Origin of the sequence: uncultured Dokdonia sp., from assembly GCF_947492815.1 — a bacterium.
Classification (GTDB): domain Bacteria; phylum Bacteroidota; class Bacteroidia; order Flavobacteriales; family Flavobacteriaceae; genus Dokdonia.
On record NZ_CANLOB010000013.1, the window covers coordinates 107,972 to 130,170 of the forward strand.

The following is a 22,199-nucleotide window of genomic DNA, read 5'->3' on the forward strand; positions in this document are numbered from 1 at the left end:
AGATACTTGTTAATTTGTAAATTGGTCACGCTTATTGAACGAATTTTAATGATTAAAACCATCATTGTTTTATAAAAACGAAAAGAGTCAGTTCTCACTGACTCTTTTTCACTGCAAAATACTAACCATTATTTTGCAGTATTTAAATTTTCTATTTTTATTTTAGTGTCGTATACTTTATAAGTGCCTATATCTGTCAAGAATATTGGATTTTCAAGAGTTTTTGATGTATTAATAATAATACCATCAGGCGTATTTGTATAGTTTATATTCTTCTCAACATTTTCATCTTTAGCGTAACTTATGGTAACTTTTTTGTCGTAGAATATATCTTCATCGTTATCTATTAGAATCTCTTTAGTTATTATAATTGATGTTTTTTCTGGATGTTGGTTTACTTTTTCACTATCAGTTTCTTGTAACTCTAAATTTTGAGTTTGACTTTCTATGGTTTTAATAGTGATTATTTTTTCATTGTTGTTATAATTGTATTCTTTTATTGTTGTTTCTTTTGACATATTTGTGAGTGACTGAGCACTTACAGGTATTGTGATTAGTAAAGAAAATAGTACTGTTGTTATGATAAATTTCATTAGTGTTTTTTTAGTGTTATTAATAGTTTTCTAGAGTAGATGTTTCCTTATTTAGTAGCATCATCTATTTCGTCTTTTACTTCTTCAACGCCTTCTTCTATGGTATCTTCTACTTTTTTGGTAGTTGTTTTTTCTCGACAACCATATGTATCCTCACAATAGTTATTTATGTAACTTATGCTTTGAGGTATTATATATGCCTTAGTTTAATTCTGCTTCTGCGTGACGCTTTGATATAGTGAGAGTAGGGGTATTATCAAATTGAAGTGTGCGTATAGGAAATGGAATGTCTATGTTTGCTTTCGCGAAAGCTTTCTTAATTTCAATAATCGCTTTACTTTTTGCTTTAAGTTTTTGAAGACCTGATGTGGCGTCTATCCAAAAACGTGTCATAAAGTTGATAGAGCTATCTCCAAATTCTGTATAGTAAAATTCTACTTCCGTATTTAATGAATCTTGATTAAAGTTATTATCTATAGTGTGTTTTGTTAGGGATTCTACTAATTCTAAGTCAGAATTATAACTAATCCCACAGTGAATAGTCACACGCATTTTTGAAGTTAAAGAATAGTTTTTAAATGGGTTCTCGATGATAGATTTATTGGGAAGCACTACAATATTATTATCTGCTTCCTTCATAACAAAATAGTTTGTATTTATATCTACCACTTCACCAGTGTATCCATTTGTTTCAATCCAATTTCCGATTTTAATGTTTTTTCTAAATGAAAGTATAATACCAGATATTGTATTAGAAAGTGTACCTTGAAGAGCAAGTCCTATTACTAATCCTGATATTCCTGCTGCAGATAATATGGTCTTTAATGTACCACTTAGATTAAGTACACTTAGCGTTAAGAAAAGACCTGTCGCAACAATTACCACAGATGAGAATCTTGCAATTAATCTTGTAATTGATGTTTGTTGTATTCGTTTGTAGATAAGTTTTAGTACGATATTATAGACAAATTTTGAAGAAAAATATGTTGCTATCATTACTAAGATTGCTAGAAATATATTTGGTGCATTTAGGATTAGGATTTCTCCCCAATTACTTACTTTATCTACTATTTGTTGTATTTTTTCTGTCATGTAGTTATTTATGGTTATTGTCAAAAGTATTTTGAAAGACTCAATCATTGCTGATATTATCCTGTTTTAGGATCATACTTCAAAAGAATAAAAGTGATTGAGAAAATGGTATACGTATCAGGGAACAATGTAGAATTGCTTTGATTTTAAAAAATTAATTAACGTATTTATTGAGAACCATTATTGTATTTGATTTATTTTAAATATATATCACATTTAAATTTTGTCAAGTGATTTAACATGCTTTAACGCTTATTGGATTCTATTAACATAAAAAAATCTTAATTCTCTTAAGAATGTTAAAAAAATACGACTACTAGTATTATACGTACTCGTAAGTACTATTTTAGCAATCTAAATCTAACATTTCTTATGATAGCCCCAAGCATACCTCATAATGAACGTAAACGTCAAAAAGCTGTTGATAGCTATGGTTTACTAGATACGCAAGAAGAAGAGAAATATGATAATATTACAAGTATTATATCTCAAATTTGTGATGCTCCTATTGCATTAATTACTTTATTAGACAAGGATCGAAATTTTTTAAAGTCCCATTTAGGAGTTCCTTTTAATGAATCACCTCGTGAGATTTCCTTTTGTGGTCATACTATTAATGAGGATGGTCCCATGATGATCGTAGAAGATGCAAGAAAAGACGATCGTTTTCATGATAATCCTTTGGTAAAGGATTACAATGCTATTTTTTATGCTGGCGTTTCTCTTGTGAATAAAGAAGGATATAAACTAGGAACTCTTTGTGTATATGACCATAAGCCTAGAACTCTAAATTTAGAACAGAAAAATGTGCTACAGAGTCTTGCAAAACAAGTCGTAATGCTTTTTGAACAGCGTGTTCAAAATGATGAATTACGATTACTCAGAGATAGTCTTGAGCGTAAGAATAAGAACTTGGAAAAATTTGCGGCAGTGGTATCTCATGACTTAAAATCTCCGGTCAATAATATTATTAGTTTAACGAATTTATTAAAAGAAGAAAATCAAGATCTTTCTGAAGATTCTCTTTTATATATTGATTATCTACAGCAATCGTCAGCATCTTTACGTAATTATATAGATGGAGTTTTGCGTTTTTATAAAAGTGATGAAGTTGTAGGATTAGATAAAAAAAACGTTGTGCTTCCTGAGCTTATAGAAGATTGTAAGCATATAGCAGATGCAAATAATCAAGCTAGTATTCGTTTGCATACTGCTCTTGATATTGTTTTTATAAATGAAACAGCTATTAAGCAAGTCTTGATTAATTTACTGACCAATGCTATAAAATATAATGATAAGGATCACATACAGATTGACATACACTGTAAAGAAGATGAAGACTTTTATTATTGGGAAGTAGTAGATAATGGCATTGGAATTCCAGAGCAAGACCTTGTTAAAATCTTTGGCCTTTTTGAAAAGTTAGGTGTTGTAGATCGATTTGGAAATCAAGGAAATGGTATTGGTTTAGCCACTACTCAGAAGATAGTTACTAGGCTAGGGGGAAAAATTACTGTTAGTTCAACACTAGGTAAAGGCACTACATTTAAATTTACTGTAGAAAAAGATTAAGTAGTTTCTTTCTTGTCTTTAGAGAGTAGTAACTCGTTTTGTTTTTCTAATTGATTACTAATCTTGTCTAGTAATTCAATTTCTTTAGGCGTTTTAACCTTTTCGTTTGTAGGGTCTTGTGCTTTACTTTTTAGCCTGTTCATAAACTTAACGATTACAAACACTGTAAAGCCAATAATTAGAAAATCAATACTTACTTCTAACAATTTACCATATTTAATAGCAATCTCTTCGCTTACAATGGTTCCGTTATCCAGAATAGCTTCTTTTAAAACCCATTTTTTATTCTCTACAGTGACTCCATCTGTCAAATAGGTAAGTGGTGGTAAAAAAACTTCTTTTACTAAAACATCTATCACTTTATTAAATGCAGCACCTATAATAACACCAATAGCGATGTCTATCATATTTCCTTTTACGGCAAATTCCTTAAACTCTTGAAATAGCTTTATCACGATATGAGTATTGTTTAGATAATTTCAGTTCAAAAATAAGAGAATAGATATTTATAACCATTTCTTCTTTCTAAAAAGAATAAGTAGTATTGTAAATATGGTAAGCATTACTCCCAATAATACAAAATAGCCATATCTGTATTGAAGTTCTGGAATATATTCAAAATTCATCCCATAAATACCTGCCAGAAATGTTAATGGAATAAATATTACAGAAATTAGTGTAAGTAATTGCATTACTTTATTCATTTTGAAACTTACTTCTGCAATAAATAAATCCTGTAAGCTAGTAAGCATATCTCTATATGAATCGATACTATCAGTTATTTGTACTGTATTTTCATAAAGGTTTCTAATAAATATCTGTGTAGTATTCTTAATGACTTCACTTTCACTTTTTGAAAATTTACTAATAACCTCTCTTAGCGGAGCAATAGATTTTCGCAATACAACAAGTTCTTTTTTTAGTTGATGTATGACTGCTTTATCAGAACTAAGCTGTTCTTCTGTAATACGATCTTCTATCTCTTCAATAGTTTCTTCAAAACGATCTAAAGTGATATGATAATTATCAATAAGTGTGTCTAATAAAGCAAATAGGAGATAATCAGCCCCTCTTTGACGAACTCTACTCATAGTATTACTCATTCTCTTCCTTACTGATTCAAAAAGATCAGAAGGAGTTTCTTGAAAAGTAAGTAGCACATTATGTTTTAAAAATATGGCAATATGTTCTTTGGATACACTTATCGTATTCTTATCAAAAGAAAGTGCTTTTACAATAATAAAAATACCATTCTCATACTCTTCAAAACTAGGCCTTTGGAATACATCTACAATACTTTCTTGTAACAAAGGGTGTATTTTAAATAAAGAAGAAATGGAAGATATAACCTCAATATTTTGCATCCCGCGTAGATCAATCCAATCTATTAAATCGCTATCAGAATTTTTATTGATTTTAATCTCTTTCTTATTTTTGACAACACTGTCTTTGATTGAATCATTGGTGAATTGTAAATGATGAATCATAGTATCGGTTATCGCTTTATCTCCTGTATAAATAATAGCCCCAGGAGCCATACCTGTTTTGATTCTTTTATTTTTTGCCATGTTGTTATGGTTCAAATATGAATAGTCAATAGAATTAAAATAATAAACAAGATAGAAAATCTTATAGTTACATAGTAATATAAGATGTACATAATATGATTTGGTTGTAATAAGTTTTGTATTTTATTACTTCTATGGAAAACAAAAAACGAATACTTCTTACAGGAGCCACAGGGTATATAGGTAAGCGATTACTTCCTATACTTGTAGAGCAAGGTTATCACGTACTCTGTTGTGTAAGAGATGTAAAACGATTTTCTCCTCCACAGTCTTTAAAAAGCTCAATTACAGTGCTTAAAATAGATCTTCTAGATAAGCAATCCTTACAACATATACCCAACGATATTGATGGTGCCTATTATCTAGTTCATTCTATGTCTAGTAGTGATAATTATAAAAAATTAGAGTTAGAATGTGCTATAAATTTTAGAACTGCTTTAGAAAAAACAAAGGTGAAGCACGTGATCTATTTAAGTGGTATTGTAAATGAAGATAACCTTTCTAAACATTTGTCATCTCGTAAAGATGTAGAAATAGAATTAGCGAAAGCTAGCTACAATTTCACAGCATTGCGCGCAGGAATTATTATTGGCTCGGGTAGCGCATCTTTTGAAATTATACGTGATATAGTAGAAAAACTACCCATTATGATCACACCTAAATGGCTGAATACAAAATGTCAACCTATAGGAATTACAGATGTACTTGCATTTTTATCAAAAACCTTATTTCATAAAGATACCTACAATCAAAATTTTGATATCGGAGGCTCAGATATATTATCCTATAAGGAAATGCTATTAGGGTTTGGAGAGAAACGTAATTTAAAGCGGAGTATTCTTATCATTCCAGTGATGACGCCTAGACTATCTTCTTATTGGTTGTATTTTGTAACCTCTACTTCTTATAAACTGGCTACAGCTCTTGTCAATAGTATGAAAGTGGAAGTTGTTTGTAGAGATAATAGACTAGCAGACATCTTATATATTCAACCATTATCGTATCAAGAAGCATTAGATAAAGCATTTGTAAAAGTTAAAAGTAATCAAATTGCTTCCAGTTGGAAAGATGCACTTATCAGTGGTGGAATGAATATGAAAATATCAGATTTTATAGAGGTACCTAGTTTTGGTTGTTTTATAGATAAACGCTCAAAATCTTACACTAATAGACAAAACACGGTTGATAAAATCTGGCGTATTGGAGGGAAAACAGGATGGTACTATGCCACTTGGTTATGGAAACTTAGAGGATATATAGATAAGATTTTTGGAGGCGTAGGACTTCGCAGAGGCAGAACCAATGAAAGTAAACTTATAGCTGGTGATTCAGTCGATTTTTGGCGTGTTTTATATGCAAATAAAGAAGAAGGTAGATTGCTGTTATTTGCAGAAATGAAATTACCAGGCGAAGCTTGGCTAGAGTTTAAAATAGAAAATGATCAATTAGTACAAACGGCTACGTTTAGACCTTTAGGACTCTCAGGACGACTATATTGGTTTTCAGTTTTGCCTTTTCATGGATTTATTTTTAAAGGAATGCTCGCTAAACTTACAGTATAAATTTTGCCTTCAAAATGCATATGCTTATTTTCAAGCTTTCAAAGCTATGTGATCTATAAATTATCATATATCATTAGACCTAATATTACATGAAAACATTTCTTTATATGCTATTTTTTTTGTGTGTCATTACGATGTCAGCACAAGAAGATACTCGTTGGAAAATTACTGACACGAATGCTATTCAATGGACTATAAAAAATAGTGCACTACCTCATAGTGATAATATCGAAATGGCAGGCACTAAAGTTGCTGGTATTGTATCATATGATGTAGATAAAGATGGAAACTTGCAAATAGCACGTCAATTGTTTTATCCACAATTGCATCCGCATATTAAAGAATCTGATCCAAGTTGGTATGTGTTTAGAGCCTATCTTAAAGAAACGTATACAGATGCGGTATTACCAACATTCTATATCAATGATAAACAGTTTACTCCGGGGGCTTTAAAAGTCATTACCATCAATGGAGTAATTACATTTGAACATATGGAAAGTGTGAGTGGTATTACGCTTTCGCGAAAGCTATATCCGTCTCCAGACCAACGTTTATTTATAGAAGAATTACATCTTGTTAATACATCAAATACGGCTATTACTATAAACTATGAAGGAATTTCAAACACACAATCTAAACAAGGAATAGGAGGGGCGTTTACATATGGCGTACAAAGTCATGGAAATAAAAATATGACATTGCAACCCGGTGATGCTACTACGTATCAACTTCATTTTACAGCACAACTCAATGAAGAACCAACTGTAGTAGATGATCATAGTCTTGAAAAACGAACACGTTTCCTAGAAGCAATGCAACAAAATTTAATTTTAGAAACACCCAATCCTGTGTTTAATCAGCTATTTGAGTTTTCTAAAATTCGAGCTTCCGAAAGTATTTTTGATTCAAAATTAGGACGTATACACTCACCAGGAGGTGGACGCTATTATGTTGGGATATGGGCAAATGATCAAGCCGAGTATGTCAGTGCTTTTTTTCCATACCTAGGCTACGATATAGGAAATGAAAGTGCTATGAATTGCTATCGTGCCTTTGATCGTGTAAAATCACCTGATTATGAAGCCATACAATATGCTTTTGAAGTTGAAGAACGTAAACCACCTTCTTTGTTAGATAGAGGAGATGCTGCAATGATTGCTTACGGAGCTACACAATATGCACTTGCAAGAGGAGACAGAAAAGAAGCCGAAGAACTATGGGATCTTATTGAATGGAGTTTGGCATATAACGATCGGAACTTAAATGAAGAAGGCGTCGTTAAATCACAATCAGATGAAATGGAAGGGCGTATAGAAACGGGAAATGCAAACCTTTCTACATCATCGCTTTATTATGGAGCATTAACAAATGCAATCTATCTTGCCAAAGAACTTGATAAACCTTCTAAGCTAATAGCAAAGTATACCAAAGACGCTTCTCAACTTAAAACCGCTATCGAGCATTATTTTGGAGCAACTATAGAAGGGTTAGATACCTATAAATACTATAAAGAGCATACAACCCTTAGACATTGGATATGTTTGCCATTAGTAGTAGATATTAATGATAGAGCGGCAGCAACTACAGAAGCATTATTTGATCGTTTATGGACAGATAATGGGGTACATGTAGAAAAGAATAACCCTGATAAAAAAGTGTCTGAAATTTTCTGGGATCGCGGTACCTTATATGCCTTAAGAGGCGCATTAAGAGCAGGTGCTACAGAACAGTCTATAGAACGTTTAGCACAATTCTCTAAAACGCGCTTGCTTGGAGAACGTGTTCCGTATGTGGTAGAAGCATTCCCAGAAGGAGGAATGGCACACCTCTCTGCCGAGAGTGGCTTGTATTGTCGTGTGTTTACAGAAGGTTTGTTTGGAATCACTCCAACAGGTTTTGATAGTTTCACCATTCAACCAAGATTACCAAAGGACTGGAATGAGATGGCATTGCGTCATATACGTCTATTTGGAAAAGACTTTGATATAGAAGTAACACGTAATGGAGCTAAAATTAATGTTGCTATTAAAGATGCAAATTCAGGAAAACTCATCAGTAAAAAGAAAATTAAAGGAGAAAATCCAGTGTCTTTTAAAATTTAACGGCACTATATAATCACGTATTTTTACTTATAAATACATCCTTCAGATTATTGATATTTAGAATTCTAAAAAACAATAATCATGGATGCTACACTTTTTAATGATCAATACGATGAAGTATTTGATGACCTTATAACTAGGTTTACTAGCGAATTAGGACAAAAAAGCTTAATAAAAGGACACAATACCTCTGAATTTTGGCAATATTTACAAGAATGTGAAGTCTTTTTCACGAGTGAAAGCTACAAAACAGGAGCATATTCTCATCATATGGAAAATATGCTGTCATTGTATATGCTTAATCATACGGTACCCAAAAAATTAACAGCTGTATTGCGTGATTTTGGACTTCCTCCAAGTGTTGTAAAAGAAGGTAGTGTAGAGGGACACTCCATATTAGATGGGTATGTAGCAGGTGATGGAACATTATACGCTCTTGCAAAATATTGCCAATTAGATCCTATGTGGACAGTTGTTTTGGCATATTACGTATGGTATAAATATATTCACCCGGGAGGAGTACATAAATTTATGTCACAGCCATCTCCAACATTTAATAGTAGCTCTCCGAATGGGGCTAGAGTTGCCATTATTGGAGATTGGGGTACTGGTGTTTATAAAGATGGACATGTAGAGAACTGTCCAGCACAATTAGTAATAGACGGTATCATGAAGCTTGATCCTGTACCTGATTATATCATTCATTTAGGAGATGTATATTATGCAGGTACAAAGAGGGAAGAACGGAAACACCTTATAGATATGCTTCCTGCAGATTACAAGGGGAAATTATTTACGATGAATAGTAATCATGAGATGTATGACGGTGCAAATGGTTTATTCACAGAGACTATTCATAACCCTAAATTTAAATTTCAACAGGGTAGTACTTATTTTTCTTTAGAAATAGGAGATTGGATTGTAGTAGGACTAGATTCTGCATACTATGATAAGAGCTTTTTATATATGGATGGTGCAATTCATAACGGCAGTGATGGTATGGAACAAGTCAATTTTCTTCAAAAAAATGCAGCAATAGAAGGCAAGCAGCTACTATTATTAACACATCATAACGGAATAGAATATAATGGCTCTGAATTGAATACAACACTTTGGAATCAAGTAGTTAAGGAAGCTTTGGCAGGTAAGGCTCCAGATGCTTGGTATTGGGGACATGTACATAACGGAATTGTATATGAAGATTCATTAGAGGTGTTAAAAGAAGTTACTTCCATAAACGGAAAGTCTCCTTTGTTACGTTGCTGTGGTCATGCTTCCATGCCCTATGGAAAAGGAACAGGACTCTTTAATAAAGATACAGGTGAAAATAATCCCGGAATCGCTTATTTTGGAGAAACTCCAATGAACCCTCCAAAACCAACATTATCTCAACACCTCAGAGTTCTCAATGGGTTCTCAGTAATTGATATTAAAGGGAGCGCATTTAATGAAACGTTTTATGAAGTTTCAAATGAATATAATGCTCCAAAAGAAGTTTGGAAGTCATAAGCAAAATATAATTTTATAGTATCATCGTCTGTAATTTATGATTATTATAGACGATGATTTTTTTTATGGTCTTTCCATCTCTTATGAAAATATTTTGAAACATTCTCAGTACCTTCGTATGCGTCTTATGAAAAAGCAAACATACCTCATTGTTATTGCCTTTTTTTCAATCTATGTCTTTTGGGGATCTACTTATCTGTGGAATAAAATAGCTGTTACAGAATTGCCACCATTTATGCTTGCTTCTATACGCTTTTCTATAGCGGGATTACTTATATTTATTATAGCAAGAGTTATGGGAATATCACTTAAGATTACTAAAAAGGAATTTCTTAATTGTGTATTTGCAGGATTCCTTTTTTTAGGATATGGAAATGGTGTGTTTGTATGGGCTCTTAAATATGTAGATAGTAGCTTTGGAGCGCTACTTGCTGCTATACAGCCACTTGTGATACTGATTTTAATGCGTTTATGGAACCGTAAAGCTATTAAAGCAAAATCTATTATTGGGATTGTTTTAGGAATGGGAGGGATGTATTTATTAGTAAGTCAAAAAGGACTACAACTCCAAGAAGGAAGTACGTTGGGTATTATTATGATTTTTACTTGTGTTTTAAGCTGGAGTATAGGTAGTTTATTTGTAGCGCAAGCATCGATGCCTAAAAACTTTTTTATTACTACAGGATATCAAATGATCACTGCAGGTATTATGCTTGCTTTTAGTAGTTATATTGTCGGTGAATCATGGATACCTCCAGTGGATTGGACATTAAAAACACAATTGTCATTGATAGCACTAATTCTTTTTGGAAGCATTGCTGCATTTACGTCGTTTAATTATTTGTTAAAAGAAGTTTCTACAGAAAAAGTAGCTACATCAGCATATGTAAATCCCATTGTGGCAATCTTATTAGGTTGGTATTTCCTAGATGAGGTGATTACATTACAAACGTCTATAGCAGCAATTATTTTGCTTGCAGGAGTGTATTTTATTAATAGTACTAAAAAAGGGAAGAAGTATACATAGATATTAAAAAGGTGTACTTCATAAGAAATACACCTTTTTAGTTGTTGAGTACGCTTTCGCGAAAGCGAACCTATGAAACTCACGACCATAGGAGCAAAATAAAGTGTATAGATTATTAATCCAATCCTCCTTTACGGTTTGGACTTTTAGGTGAAGGCCAAACACGAGGCTCTCCAGTTCTTGAATCTACAGGAAGGACACTCTTTACACGTGATGTTTTTTCAGGATCTTCACTAGCCATGTATGTTAGAATAGCGGTAAGAATTGCATTATTACGTACATCATCAAAAATAATTTTATCGTACGTATCTCTATTGGTATGCCATGTGTAGTTCCAGTAAGACCAATTTAAAGAACTTAAACTAAACCCAGGAGCGCCAGCAGCTTGAAATGACGCATAATCAGAACCACCTCTAGCAGGAGTGCCAGGAAATGTAGTTTCGATATGCTGCGTAATATCTTTAGGAACAGCATTTAACCATCTTGATAAATAATCATACGAATGTAAAAATCCACCACCAGATATACGTACCACACGACCTGTTCCATTGTCTTGATTAAAAGAAGCTTGTAGACCAGCAACTATTTCTGGATGATCTTCTACAAAAGCTCTTGAACCATTAAGACCTTGCTCTTCACTTCCCCAGTGTCCTACTAGTATTGTGCGTTTAGGGTTTGGATAATACTTCTTTAAAAGACGCATTGCTTCCATCATTACGATAGTTCCTGTACCATTATCAGTAGCTCCAGTACCTCCATCCCAAGAATCAAAATGTGCAGACAGAATAACATATTCATCTGGCTTTTCGGACCCTTTAATCTCTGCTATAGTATTAAACGTAGGCATTTTGCCAAGATCTTTAGACTGAGCAACAATATTGATTTGTGGTTTATTTCCAGAGTTTACAAGCCTGTATAACATTCCATAGTCTTCTAATTCAAGATCGACAGTAGGTATTTTTTCAGTACGAGCGCTAAAAATTTTATTAACCCCAAAACCTCTAGACCAGTTTGAAGTAACAATTCCAACAGCACCTGCTTTTTCAAGAGCAGCAGGAAGTGTACGTCTGTTTTGTTCCATCGCTTTCATATTTTCCCGCCAAGCTTCAGTTTGTGCATTACGTTCTTCTTTCATTTTAGTAAAAGATTCTTCGGTAGCAAATTCTTCCCAGTTATAATCTGGACGTCCCGTAGGTTGTAACATAGAGATAAGAACAATCTTACCTTTTACAGAAGGAAGCCATTTTTTAAAATCAGCTTCACTTTTTGCATTGGTTGGCAATACAACAAGCTCTGCTGTAACCCCTTCTTTTGATGTGCTTGGATTCCAAGCTAGTTGCGTCCCTCTAAGACTTTGCACACGTGGGTATACCATATCAATATGTGTAATTCCACGTTCCCAACCACGCCATTCTCCCCATTTCTCATTACGAGCTGTAATACCCCAATCTTTATATGTAGCAACTGCCCATTCATTTGCTTGTTGCATTTGTGGAGTCCCCACAAGACGCGGACCTATTAGGTCTGTAAGCTCATGTGCTAAGTTTTCTAATTGAGAGTTTTCATTTGCTTCTTTAATCATTCCCTCTATAATAGGGTCTGTTTTTTGAGCTAATGTAATCGTACTTATGCATAAAAAGAGCAGTAGTAATTTAATTTTCATAGTGGTCAGTTTGTTTCGTTTTTTATGTATTCATTGAAAGTTTTGAAATTACAAGAAATCTGTGAGTATCTAAAAAACGTGATCATAAAAAAGGGGCTATTTGCTGTATTTTTAAGAATAATGACAAATTTTTACTGAAATAACAGGAATGTATGCTTAGAAATCGTATATTATATGTGTAATAATCCAAGTAATCTGTATCTTTGTTGTAAAAGGATGTCCTAGATGAATGCTATTAAAAATAGTAGATAACCAATTATAAATTGAACTTCCTCCTGACATTTCACATATAACAAAATACGCTAACTCTAATCTCATTAATATAAAGAATGGCAAAATCGCAACAAACCTTTAATAAACTTGAAAAAGAAAAAAAACGTTTAAAGAAACGAGAAGAAAAACAAAAGAAAAAATTAGCTCGTAAAGCTGAAGCAAAAGAAAAAGGTGGAGGAATCCAGTTTGCGTATGTTGATCATTATGGAAATTTGACGGATACGCCGCCAGATCCAAACGATAAAATAGAGGTTGATGTAGAAGATATCGTTCTAGGTATCCCTAAAAAAGAAGAAACTGACGAAGATAAATTTGACCCTATCCATAAAGGAAAAGTATCCTTCTTTGATACTTCTAAAGGATTTGGATTTATTATAGATTCAAAAACACAAGAGAAATATTTCTGTCATGTTAGCGGACTTATAGATACGATTGCAGAAAATGATCAAGTATCATTTGAACTTGAAAAAGGAGCAAGAGGTATGAATGCTGTTCGTGTTAAGAAAGAATAAGCAAGATGCGATACATCATTGCTTTCTTTTGTATCTCTTTTGCAATTAATACATCTATAGGTCAAGAAAAAAACCAAGTAGATCAGTTTTGGTCTTCCTTGCAGTCTTTATGTAGCACTTCATATAAAGGAATACTTTTAGCACCTGAAAATGATGCCCAATTCGCAGGAAAGGAATTGATTATGCATGTACGTTCTTGTAACGATACAGAAATTAAAATTCCATTTTTTGTAGGAGATGATCGATCGCGTACATGGGTGCTATCTAAAAAGAATAACCGTATTACATTAAAACATGATCATCGTCATGAAGATGGGAGTGAGGATAAAATTACCATGTATGGGGGTACTACTACCAATGTAGGTCAAGCAGAATTACAACTATTTCCCGCCGATGCAGAAACACAAACAATGATTCCTGCTGCATCTGGTAATGTATGGTGGATTACAATAGATAAAACTACGTTTACTTATAATCTTCGTAGATTAGGAACGGAACGTCTTTTTACCATTTCTTTTGATATAACACAACCCGTAAAAAATCCAAAAGCTCCTTGGGGTTGGAAAGAATAGGTTATTTATGATCTATAGATTGTAAATACAATTGCTCAACTTTTTCGCGTGCCCAAGGTGTTTTACGTAAAAATTTAAGACTAGATTTAATAGAAGGATCTTTTTTAAAACAGTTTATATTTACTTGATAACTAAGTTCCTTAAAACCATATTTGGCAACAAGAAATTCTAATATATCTAGAAGCTTTACGCCATGAAGCGGATTATTGGGTTGTGACATTAGTAGTTTTGTTGAGTACTTATAATTGTTAAAAATACTATTTAAAACTCAAAACGCATTCCTTATTTTTACATCGTGAATCGCACGACACATACCTACACCATATCGAACCTGAAAACGTTTAAAAAACAACTTCTTAATTGGGCACAACAATTTGAAGAAGTGGTTTGGTTAGATAGTAATAACTATCCAGATCAAAATTATAAAACATATGATGCGATACTAGCTGTAGATGGCTTTACCAGTATTAAGACTTCATATTCGGGTGCGTTTGATCGCTTAGAAGAATATCAACAAACTACAAAGGATTGGATATTTGGGTTTATGTCATACGATTTAAAGAATGATATAGAACGCCTTCAAAGCACCAATGATGATTTTGTAAAGTTTCCAGATCTCTATTTTTTTCAACCTAAACGTATCTTCTTATTGAAAGGAAATAAGATAGAATTACAGTATTTGCCCATCGTAGATGATGAAATGGAATATGATTGGAAAGAAATTATGCATCCATCTGTACAAGACATCGATATGATAGATGATGCGTCGCTTCATATTAAACTAAAAATACACAAAGAAGCTTATAAGAATAAAGTGCGTAAAATGCTGGATTACATTCAGAAAGGTGATATCTATGAAGCAAATTTTTGTCAAGAATTTTATGCACATGGTATTATAAATCCTATCAAAACTTTTCAAAACCTTAATCACATTAGTACACCTCCTTTTGCTACTTTTTTAAAGGTGGAAGATCATTTTTTATTATCTGCTACACCTGAACGGTATTTGAAAAAAGAAGGCAGTAAAGTGATAAGTTCTCCTATAAAAGGTACAGCACCCCGTAGTCAAGATGTTCAGGAAGATTCCGCTTTCGCGAAAGCGTTATCAGAAGACCCAAAAGAGCGTTCTGAAAATATTATGATAGTAGACCTTGTGCGTAATGATCTCTCTCGTATTGCACAAAAAGGAAGCGTTAAGGTAGAAGAGTTATGCAACGTATATCCTTTTAAACAGGTATATCAAATGATCTCAACCATAAGCGCACAAATAGCTGTAGGGATATCTCCAGTAGATGCTATACGTGCTACATTTCCCATGGGAAGTATGACAGGCGCTCCTAAAATAAGAGCCATGGAGATCATCGAAGAATTAGAAGAAACAAAACGAGGTCTGTATAGTGGTACAGTAGGGTACTTTACACCAGATGGAGATTTTGATTTTAATGTTATTATTAGGAGTATTGTATACAATGCTGCAAATGCATATATATCCTATTCTGTAGGAAGTGCAATTACCGCAAAATCTAATCCAGATAAAGAATATGCAGAGTGCTTGTTAAAAGCAAAAGCAATGCGTGAAGTCTTAGAGCAAAAAACGTGATAGGATTTTGTAATTTAGCAAAACGCATTTAAAAATAATAACCAACGAAACTAATAATTTCGCTTTCGCGAAAACGTATATAACTATGAGTGACGATAAAAAGATAATATTTTCTATGTCTGGAGTGTCAAAGACATATCCAGGCGCACAAACACCTGTTCTTAAAAAAATATATTTAAGCTTTTTTTATGGAGCTAAAATTGGAATCTTAGGTCTTAATGGTTCTGGTAAATCTACTTTAATGAAAATTATTGCAGGTTTAGATACCAATTTTCAAGGAGAAGTAACTTCAGATAAAGAATTTACAACGGGATACCTTGAACAAGAACCACAACTTGATCCAGAAAAAACAGTATTAGAAGTTGTTAAAGAAGGTGCTGCAGAGACTGTAGCGATACTTGATGAATATAATAGTATCAATGATCAGTTTGGTCTAGAAGAAGTATATAGTGACGCTGATAAGATGGAGAAATTAATGGCACGTCAAGCAGTACTTCAAGATGAAATAGACGCTCGAGGCGCTTGGGAACTAGATACAAAGCTTGAAATTGCAATGGATGCCTTACGTACACCTCCAGGTGATCAGAAAGTAGGTGTGCTTTCTGGAGGAGAAAAACGCCGCGTGGCTTTATGTAGACTTTTATTGCAAGAACCAGATGTGTTATTACTAGATGAGCCTACTAACCACTTGGATGCAGAATCAGTACATTGGTTAGAACATCATTTAGCGCAATATAAAGGAACCGTTATTGCAGTTACACACGACCGTTACTTCTTAGATAATGTGGCAGGATGGATTCTTGAATTAGATAGGGGAGAAGGGATTCCTTGGAAAGGAAACTATTCTTCTTGGCTAGATCAAAAATCAAAACGTATGGCACAAGAAAGCAAAACAGCTTCTAAACGTCAAAAAACGCTAGAACGAGAACTTGATTGGGTGCGCCAAGGAGCAAAAGGACGTCAAACAAAGCAGAAAGCACGTTTGAAGAACTATGACAAGTTAATGAGTCAAGACCAAAAGCAAGTAGATGAAAAACTAGAAATCTATATCCCGAATGGACCTCGTTTAGGAACCAATGTGATTGAAGCTACAGGCGTAAGTAAAGCATTTGGCGATAAGCTTTTATATGAAGATTTAAACTTTAATCTTCCACAAGCAGGTATTGTTGGGATTATAGGACCAAATGGTGCTGGTAAAACCACTATTTTCAAAATGATTATGGGAGAAGAAACTGCAGATAAAGGTACTTTTGCTGTAGGTGATACTGCAAAAATTGCTTATGTAGATCAGAGTCATGCAAACATTGATCCTGATAAAACCATTTGGCAAAACTTTTCTGATGAACAAGATTTAGTGCTTATGGGTGGACGAGAAGTGAATTCTAGAGCGTATCTAAGTCGTTTTAATTTTAGCGGAAGCGAACAAAATAAAAAAGTATCCACCTTATCTGGAGGAGAACGTAACCGTTTGCATTTGGCAATGACCTTAAAAGAAGAAGGAAATGTACTCCTCTTAGATGAACCTACCAATGATCTTGATGTAAACACTTTACGAGCTTTGGAGGAAGGACTTGAAAACTTTGCAGGTTGTGCTGTGGTGATTAGTCACGACCGTTGGTTCTTAGACCGTATTTGTACACATATATTAGCTTTTGAAGGAGACAGTCAAGTATATTTCTTTGAAGGTAGTTTTTCTGATTACGAAGAAAACAAGAAAAAGCGCCTTGGAGGTGATTTAATGCCAAAGAGAATTAAGTATAAAAAATTGATACGATAATTCATCACTTCAATAGTACATAAAACGACTCGAGGTTTTAATCTCGAGTCGTTTTATGCATTTATCTTTTCTTTGTTATCAGATTTTTATATTTCAATACACTATATATAGTGTCATAAGATGTGATACTAGTTTCCTACCTTTATTAGAAAATTTATATTAAGACTCCTATGTATACTACTATACAAACAATTGCCTTTGATGCCGATGATACTCTTTGGATAAATGAAACATTTTTTAGAGATGCCGAAGATCAATTTTGCGCATTATTTAAAGACTATGTTTCTTATGAAGAGTGTCAAAGACTTTTGTTCAATATGGAAATGCATAACCTTCCTATGTATGGCTATGGCATAAAACCGTTTACGCTATCATTAATAGAAGCTGCTATAGAGATTACAAATAATGAAGTGTCTATTTCGCAAATTTCTGAATTAATAACTTTGGGGAAATTAATGTTAGAAGCGCCAGTGGTTCTTATAGATGGTATTGAAGAGGTGTTGGGTACGCTTTCGCGAAAGCATAAACTGGTGGTTGCAACAAAAGGAGACCTATTAGATCAAGAACGAAAGTTAGAGAAGTCTGGACTAGCAAAATATTTTCATCATATAGAAGTAATGTCAGATAAGAAACCTACGCATTACACTAAATTAGTGAATCATTTAGACATACAACCCGAAGAGTTTTTGATGGTAGGAAATTCTCTGAAGTCAGATATACTTCCTGTATTAGAAATAGGAGGGCATGCATTTCATATACCATTTCATACTACTTGGATTCATGAGCAAGTTGAAGAGGCGGTAGTTCATAAAAATTTCAAGGAGTTATCAAAAGCTTCAGAAATTTTAGAATTCCTATAACTTAGAGCGATCATCTAGAGAAGTGTTTCATTATACGTTAAACCTTTTACATCCAGAAAATTAATTGTTTGTCAGTTTCGGTTCCTTTGGGATATATAAAAAGAAACCCATTCATAGGTTTGCCAGTAAAATCCATTTTACGAGCTCCTTTTTCTAATAGTAAGCGATCATAATTTTCTTTTCTAACTCTCACTATTAAACGATCTTCTCCTGTATCTTTATCTTTACCTGCATTTACGCACATGCTATTATTTACCATAAATAATAAGCCACCCATCATCTTTTTCTCAGTATAAAGTATTTTTGGAGATTTTAAGGCCATTCGAATACGATCTATAAATAAATATCATATGCCATTATTACGAAATGTAAAATGTGTTACACAAGTAAAAAGGTTTATTCGTAATTTTTAAAAAGAATTTGTGGGGTTAGTAGAATAATTTTTTGATTCTTTTTAAGCCATTAATGAGCAGTAAAAAAGGGATGTACAGTGGTAAAAACATTTTGTTTTAAATTTTATTAAAAAAAAGCACATTTAACTCGCTTAAAATTTTGTTTTATATGAGATGATAATGTACATTTGCATCCGCTTTACAAAAGCAAGTTCTTTTGAAATAGAATTAACGGAGAGGTGCCAGAGTGGTAATGGAGCAGATTGCTAATCTGTCGACGGGTAACTGTCGCCAGGGTTCGAGTCCCTGTCTCTCCGCTTTTTTTTATATTTAGATAACTATTCGGGGTGTAGCGTAGCCCGGTTATCGCGCCGCGTTTGGGACGCGGAGGTCGCAGGTTCGAATCCTGCCACCCCGACAAGATGGAGGTCGTCACGCATAAAGTGTGACCATACCCCACAAAATATAGGGTATCACGCCTAAAGTGTGATCATCCTGTTATAATTTTAAAGTTAAGGGCTCTTAGCTCAGCTGGATAGAGCACCTCCCTTCTAAGGAGGCGGTCGAAGGTTCGAATCCTTCAGGGCTCACTTTAATTCCTCATCTATTTAGGTGAGGTTTTTTTTTGTATAAACAGTGATATTTCCCATTTAGACAGTGGGATTTTAATTCACTAAGTTGTTATAGTATATAGATGGTTCCTAATTTTCCATATTATAATAATAAAAATGGTATTTTTACCGTTATTGTTTCTTTGAAAAAAATCCTATGAGATCAAAACTACTTTTATTCGCAGCAATTACTTTTTTTGTCAAGATTCAAGCTCAAAATATAACAGTTGATGATACTTTTGTTACTGATGCAGATGTTGAAAACCTTGTATCTGATGTCCTAATTGGTGGATCAGGAAACTGTGCTCAGGTTAGTAATGTAACTAAGTTCACAGGTTTAGATGCTGGTAATACGATAAATGGGATAGGGTCTTTTGACGCTACGGGTACTGATTTTCCATTTGAAGCAGGTGTTGTGCTAGTTTCTGGAAATATAAATACAACACCGGGTCCTAACAATAATGTGCAAAGTAATGGTAATTGGGGAGGAGATGCAGATTTAGAAGCAAATACAACAGCAATAAACACAAATGATGCTTCTTTTATTCAATTTGATTTCTTACCCTCTGTAGATGAGATTAGTTTTAATTTTATTATGGCTTCAGAAGAGTATGATCAAAACTTTGAATGTACATTTTCTGATGCATTTGCATTTGTATTAACAGACCTTACTACGGGAGTTGTACAAAATTTGGCAGTATTGCCAGGTACTAATATTCCTATTGAAGTAACAAATATTCATCCTTTTGTGCCGCCTCTTAATGGGAATCCAGGTTGTCCTGCAATTAATGAAGAGTTTTTTGATCGTTATAATTTCAATCCTTTTAATAACCCTGTAACTTCTGCAACAAATTTTAATGGACAAACTGTTGCATTAACTGCAATGTCACCTGTAACTTCAGGAAATCCTTATAGGATCAAGTTGGTAGTTGCAGATCAAGGGGATAGTATGCTTGATATAGCTGTTTTCCTAGAAGCAGGAAGTTTTAACCTTGGTGTAGATTTAGGAGATGACTTTACCATTGCCGGAGATTCTAATGCTTGTGATGGAGATACTATCACATTAGATGCTTCTGATAATGTAGCTATTGGCACCACTTTTCAATGGCAATTTTTTAACAATATGACTGGAGTTTTTGAAGATATTCCAGGAGAAATTAATGCAACACTAGATGTTACGGTTACTGGTGAATATCAGGTCTTAGTGGATTCTGGTCTAGGTTGTGTTGGAATGGATTCTGTAGTCGTTGAATTTGCTTCGGCAGTAGCAACAGCTCCGATTGATCAAATTGCGTGTGATGATCTTTCTAACGATGGATTAGAACCTTTTAATTTACAAGCCTTAATTCCATTTATTATAAATCCACAACCTTCGGCAGAAGTTGAAGTGAGTTTTCACTTATCACAAGCAGATGCTGATACGAATACGGCACCGATACCACAACCACAACTTCCAGCTTACAATTCACCTACTGACGAAATATTTGTTAGAGTACAAAGTGCTTTTGATGATGCTTGTTTTGATACAGCATCATTTATGGTGATTGTTAACGAACGCCCTACTCCTGTTGATCCAGGCCCGTTTATTGTATGTGATAATGCTACTGATGGGAGTGACACTAACGGATCTACTGATTTTGATTTATCTTCATTAACAGCGACTATTTTAGGAACACAGGACCCAACACAATTTACCCTTACTTATCATGCTGATGCAAATGATGCACTTTTAGACCAAAACCCACTTCCATTACTATTTACAAGTACGACACAAACTATAGCCGTAAGACTTGAAAATGATAATTTTACAGATTGTTTTACTGTAATTCCTGTTGAATTAGAAGTAGGTCCTTTACCAGTAATTATAAATCCAGCTCCACTATTAACACAGTGTGATGATAATACTGATGGCTTTTCTGTTTTTAATTTATTACAAGCAGGATCTCTGATATCTGCAGATGCAGCTAATGAAACATTTCAATTTACAGATTCATTTGGTTTTGCAATTGCTGATCCTATAGCATATACGAATAGCACTGTTAATAATGAAACTATAGATGTGGTTGTTACTACTGTAGATGGATGTTCGCGTCCTGCTCAGTTACTTTTAGAAGTAGATACCTCTCAAATTCCAGCCGATTTTTTATTAGAATACACTGCCTGTGATACGGATAGCGATGGTGTTTCTATCTTTGATTTTAGTGATGCTACAGCGCAAGTTTTGGCATTATTTCCAGCAGGTCAATTACTAACAGTTACATATTATGAGACGCTTCAAGAAGCTCAGAGTGAAGTAAATGCTATTCCAAATATTGATAATTACACCAATGAGTTACCACTTACTGATGTAAATGGTGTTCAAGGTATTTATGTTCGTGTTGATGGAGATACAGCCAATGATTGTATTGGTTTAGGAATACACGTACAACTTACGGTTTTACCAAACCCTGTTTTAAACACAGATGTTACTGACTTTGTAGAATGTAGTGATGATGGTGTATTTGGTATATTCGATTTAACATCAAAGGATGCCGAAATTACTGGAGGCAATCCAGATTTTGCTGTAACGTATTATGCCTCTTTAGTTGATTATACATCAGTTCCTCCTATCGCAATTGCAACTCCTACAGCGTACCCTAATATTAGTGAACCACAAACAATTTACTATAGTGCTGTAAATACAGTAACAGGTTGTGTCACTTTTGATGAGACTAATCTATTTTTTGATTTATTTGTCAATGAAAACCCAAGTACTGTTCTTCCAACTGATTTGATTGTTTGCGATGAAGATGGAACTGCAGATGAAGTTACTGTGATAGATTTAACAGTTAAAGATGCAGAAATTACAGGAGGGTTTAATCCTAACGTTACCGTTACCTATCACCTTACTTTAGCTGGAGCCAATACAGCCGAT

The 22,199-nt window shown here is 33.8% G+C and carries 18 protein-coding genes and 3 tRNA genes; 14 read left to right on the forward strand and 7 right to left on the reverse strand.

Annotated elements, in window-relative coordinates:
• Positions 1–128 precede the first annotated feature (128 nt).
• Both Q1A01_RS13345 and Q1A01_RS13350 read right to left on the reverse strand, forming a co-directional pair.
• A complete protein-coding gene (locus Q1A01_RS13345; RefSeq protein WP_299681609.1) occupies positions 129–593 on the reverse strand; it encodes a hypothetical protein in 465 nt (154 codons plus the stop codon).
• Positions 594–794: 201 nt separating this feature from the next.
• Positions 795–1,685, reverse strand: coding sequence for a mechanosensitive ion channel family protein (locus tag Q1A01_RS13350; protein ID WP_299681611.1), 891 nt, complete (start codon positions 1,683–1,685; stop codon positions 795–797).
• A gap of 372 nt (positions 1,686–2,057) precedes the next feature.
• Here Q1A01_RS13350 and Q1A01_RS13355 point away from each other — a divergent pair, with 372 nt between their 5' ends.
• A complete protein-coding gene (locus tag Q1A01_RS13355) occupies positions 2,058–3,257 on the forward strand; it encodes an ATP-binding protein (protein ID WP_299681614.1) in 1,200 nt (399 codons plus the stop codon).
• Here Q1A01_RS13355 and mscL read toward each other — a convergent pair.
• Both mscL and corA read right to left on the reverse strand, forming a co-directional pair.
• Positions 3,254–3,709, reverse strand: coding sequence for a large conductance mechanosensitive channel protein MscL (mscL, locus tag Q1A01_RS13360; protein WP_299681656.1), 456 nt, complete (start codon positions 3,707–3,709; stop codon positions 3,254–3,256). The genes Q1A01_RS13355 and mscL overlap by 4 nt on opposite strands.
• 54 nt (positions 3,710–3,763) lie before the next feature.
• Positions 3,764–4,825, reverse strand: a complete 1,062-nt coding sequence (corA, locus tag Q1A01_RS13365; RefSeq protein ID WP_299681617.1) for a magnesium/cobalt transporter CorA — start codon at positions 4,823–4,825, stop codon at positions 3,764–3,766.
• Between the two features lie 134 nt (positions 4,826–4,959).
• Here corA and Q1A01_RS13370 point away from each other — a divergent pair, with 134 nt between their 5' ends.
• The 4 genes from Q1A01_RS13370 (at position 4,960) to Q1A01_RS13385 (ending at position 11,025) form a co-directional block, all read left to right on the forward strand.
• Positions 4,960–6,387 (forward strand): SDR family oxidoreductase, encoded by a 1,428-nt coding sequence (locus tag Q1A01_RS13370; RefSeq protein ID WP_299681619.1) that lies wholly within the window; start codon positions 4,960–4,962, stop codon positions 6,385–6,387.
• A gap of 89 nt (positions 6,388–6,476) precedes the next feature.
• Positions 6,477–8,489 (forward strand): six-hairpin glycosidase-like protein, encoded by a 2,013-nt coding sequence (locus tag Q1A01_RS13375; protein ID WP_299681622.1) that lies wholly within the window; start codon positions 6,477–6,479, stop codon positions 8,487–8,489.
• Between the two features lie 81 nt (positions 8,490–8,570).
• Positions 8,571–9,998 carry a metallophosphoesterase gene (locus Q1A01_RS13380; RefSeq protein WP_299681625.1) on the forward strand — a complete coding sequence of 476 codons (1,428 nt, stop codon included), beginning with the start codon at positions 8,571–8,573 and terminating at the stop codon, positions 9,996–9,998.
• A 127-nt stretch (positions 9,999–10,125) separates the two neighbouring features.
• The gene (locus Q1A01_RS13385; RefSeq protein ID WP_299681659.1) at positions 10,126–11,025 is read left to right on the forward strand and encodes an EamA family transporter; all 900 of its coding nucleotides are present in this window, start codon (positions 10,126–10,128) and stop codon (positions 11,023–11,025) included.
• 115 nt (positions 11,026–11,140) lie between these two features.
• Here the strand turns inward: Q1A01_RS13385 and Q1A01_RS13390 are convergent, their stop codons facing one another.
• Positions 11,141–12,688 carry a M20/M25/M40 family metallo-hydrolase gene (locus tag Q1A01_RS13390; protein ID WP_299681628.1) on the reverse strand — a complete coding sequence of 516 codons (1,548 nt, stop codon included), beginning with the start codon at positions 12,686–12,688 and terminating at the stop codon, positions 11,141–11,143.
• A 329-nt stretch (positions 12,689–13,017) separates the two neighbouring features.
• On the opposite strand from Q1A01_RS13390, the gene Q1A01_RS13395 reads away from it, so the two are divergent.
• Both Q1A01_RS13395 and Q1A01_RS13400 read left to right on the forward strand, forming a co-directional pair.
• Positions 13,018–13,473, forward strand: a complete 456-nt coding sequence (locus tag Q1A01_RS13395) for a cold-shock protein (RefSeq protein ID WP_299681630.1) — start codon at positions 13,018–13,020, stop codon at positions 13,471–13,473.
• Positions 13,474–13,478: 5 nt separating this feature from the next.
• Positions 13,479–14,045 (forward strand): hypothetical protein, encoded by a 567-nt coding sequence (locus Q1A01_RS13400; protein ID WP_299681633.1) that lies wholly within the window; start codon positions 13,479–13,481, stop codon positions 14,043–14,045.
• Between the two features lies 1 nt (position 14,046).
• Here Q1A01_RS13400 and Q1A01_RS13405 read toward each other — a convergent pair whose 3' ends face one another.
• Positions 14,047–14,265 (reverse strand): VF530 family protein, encoded by a 219-nt coding sequence (locus Q1A01_RS13405; RefSeq protein WP_299681636.1) that lies wholly within the window; start codon positions 14,263–14,265, stop codon positions 14,047–14,049.
• Positions 14,266–14,340: 75 nt separating this feature from the next.
• On the opposite strand from Q1A01_RS13405, the gene pabB reads away from it, so the two are divergent.
• The 3 genes from pabB (at position 14,341) to Q1A01_RS13420 (ending at position 18,282) form a co-directional block, all read left to right on the forward strand.
• A complete protein-coding gene (gene pabB / locus Q1A01_RS13410; RefSeq protein WP_299681638.1) occupies positions 14,341–15,645 on the forward strand; it encodes an aminodeoxychorismate synthase component I in 1,305 nt (434 codons plus the stop codon).
• An 85-nt stretch (positions 15,646–15,730) separates the two neighbouring features.
• A complete protein-coding gene (gene ettA / locus Q1A01_RS13415) occupies positions 15,731–17,422 on the forward strand; it encodes an energy-dependent translational throttle protein EttA (RefSeq protein WP_299681641.1) in 1,692 nt (563 codons plus the stop codon).
• A 170-nt stretch (positions 17,423–17,592) separates the two neighbouring features.
• Positions 17,593–18,282, forward strand: a complete 690-nt coding sequence (locus tag Q1A01_RS13420; RefSeq protein ID WP_299681644.1) for an HAD family hydrolase — start codon at positions 17,593–17,595, stop codon at positions 18,280–18,282.
• Positions 18,283–18,328: 46 nt separating this feature from the next.
• Here Q1A01_RS13420 and Q1A01_RS13425 read toward each other — a convergent pair whose 3' ends face one another.
• On the reverse strand, positions 18,329–18,604 hold the full coding sequence (locus Q1A01_RS13425; RefSeq protein WP_299681647.1) for an RNA methyltransferase: 276 nt from the start codon (positions 18,602–18,604) through the stop codon (positions 18,329–18,331).
• A gap of 303 nt (positions 18,605–18,907) precedes the next feature.
• On the opposite strand from Q1A01_RS13425, the gene Q1A01_RS13430 reads away from it, so the two are divergent.
• From Q1A01_RS13430 to Q1A01_RS13445, 4 genes are all read left to right on the forward strand, one after another.
• Positions 18,908–18,991: transfer RNA gene (locus tag Q1A01_RS13430), tRNA-Ser, on the forward strand.
• Positions 18,992–19,017: 26 nt separating this feature from the next.
• Positions 19,018–19,092, forward strand: a tRNA-Pro gene (locus Q1A01_RS13435).
• Positions 19,093–19,190: 98 nt separating this feature from the next.
• Positions 19,191–19,264: transfer RNA gene (locus Q1A01_RS13440), tRNA-Arg, on the forward strand.
• A 178-nt stretch (positions 19,265–19,442) separates the two neighbouring features.
• A partial coding sequence (locus tag Q1A01_RS13445) for a choice-of-anchor L domain-containing protein (protein ID WP_299681650.1) occupies positions 19,443–22,199 on the forward strand: 2,757 nt, incomplete at its 3' end.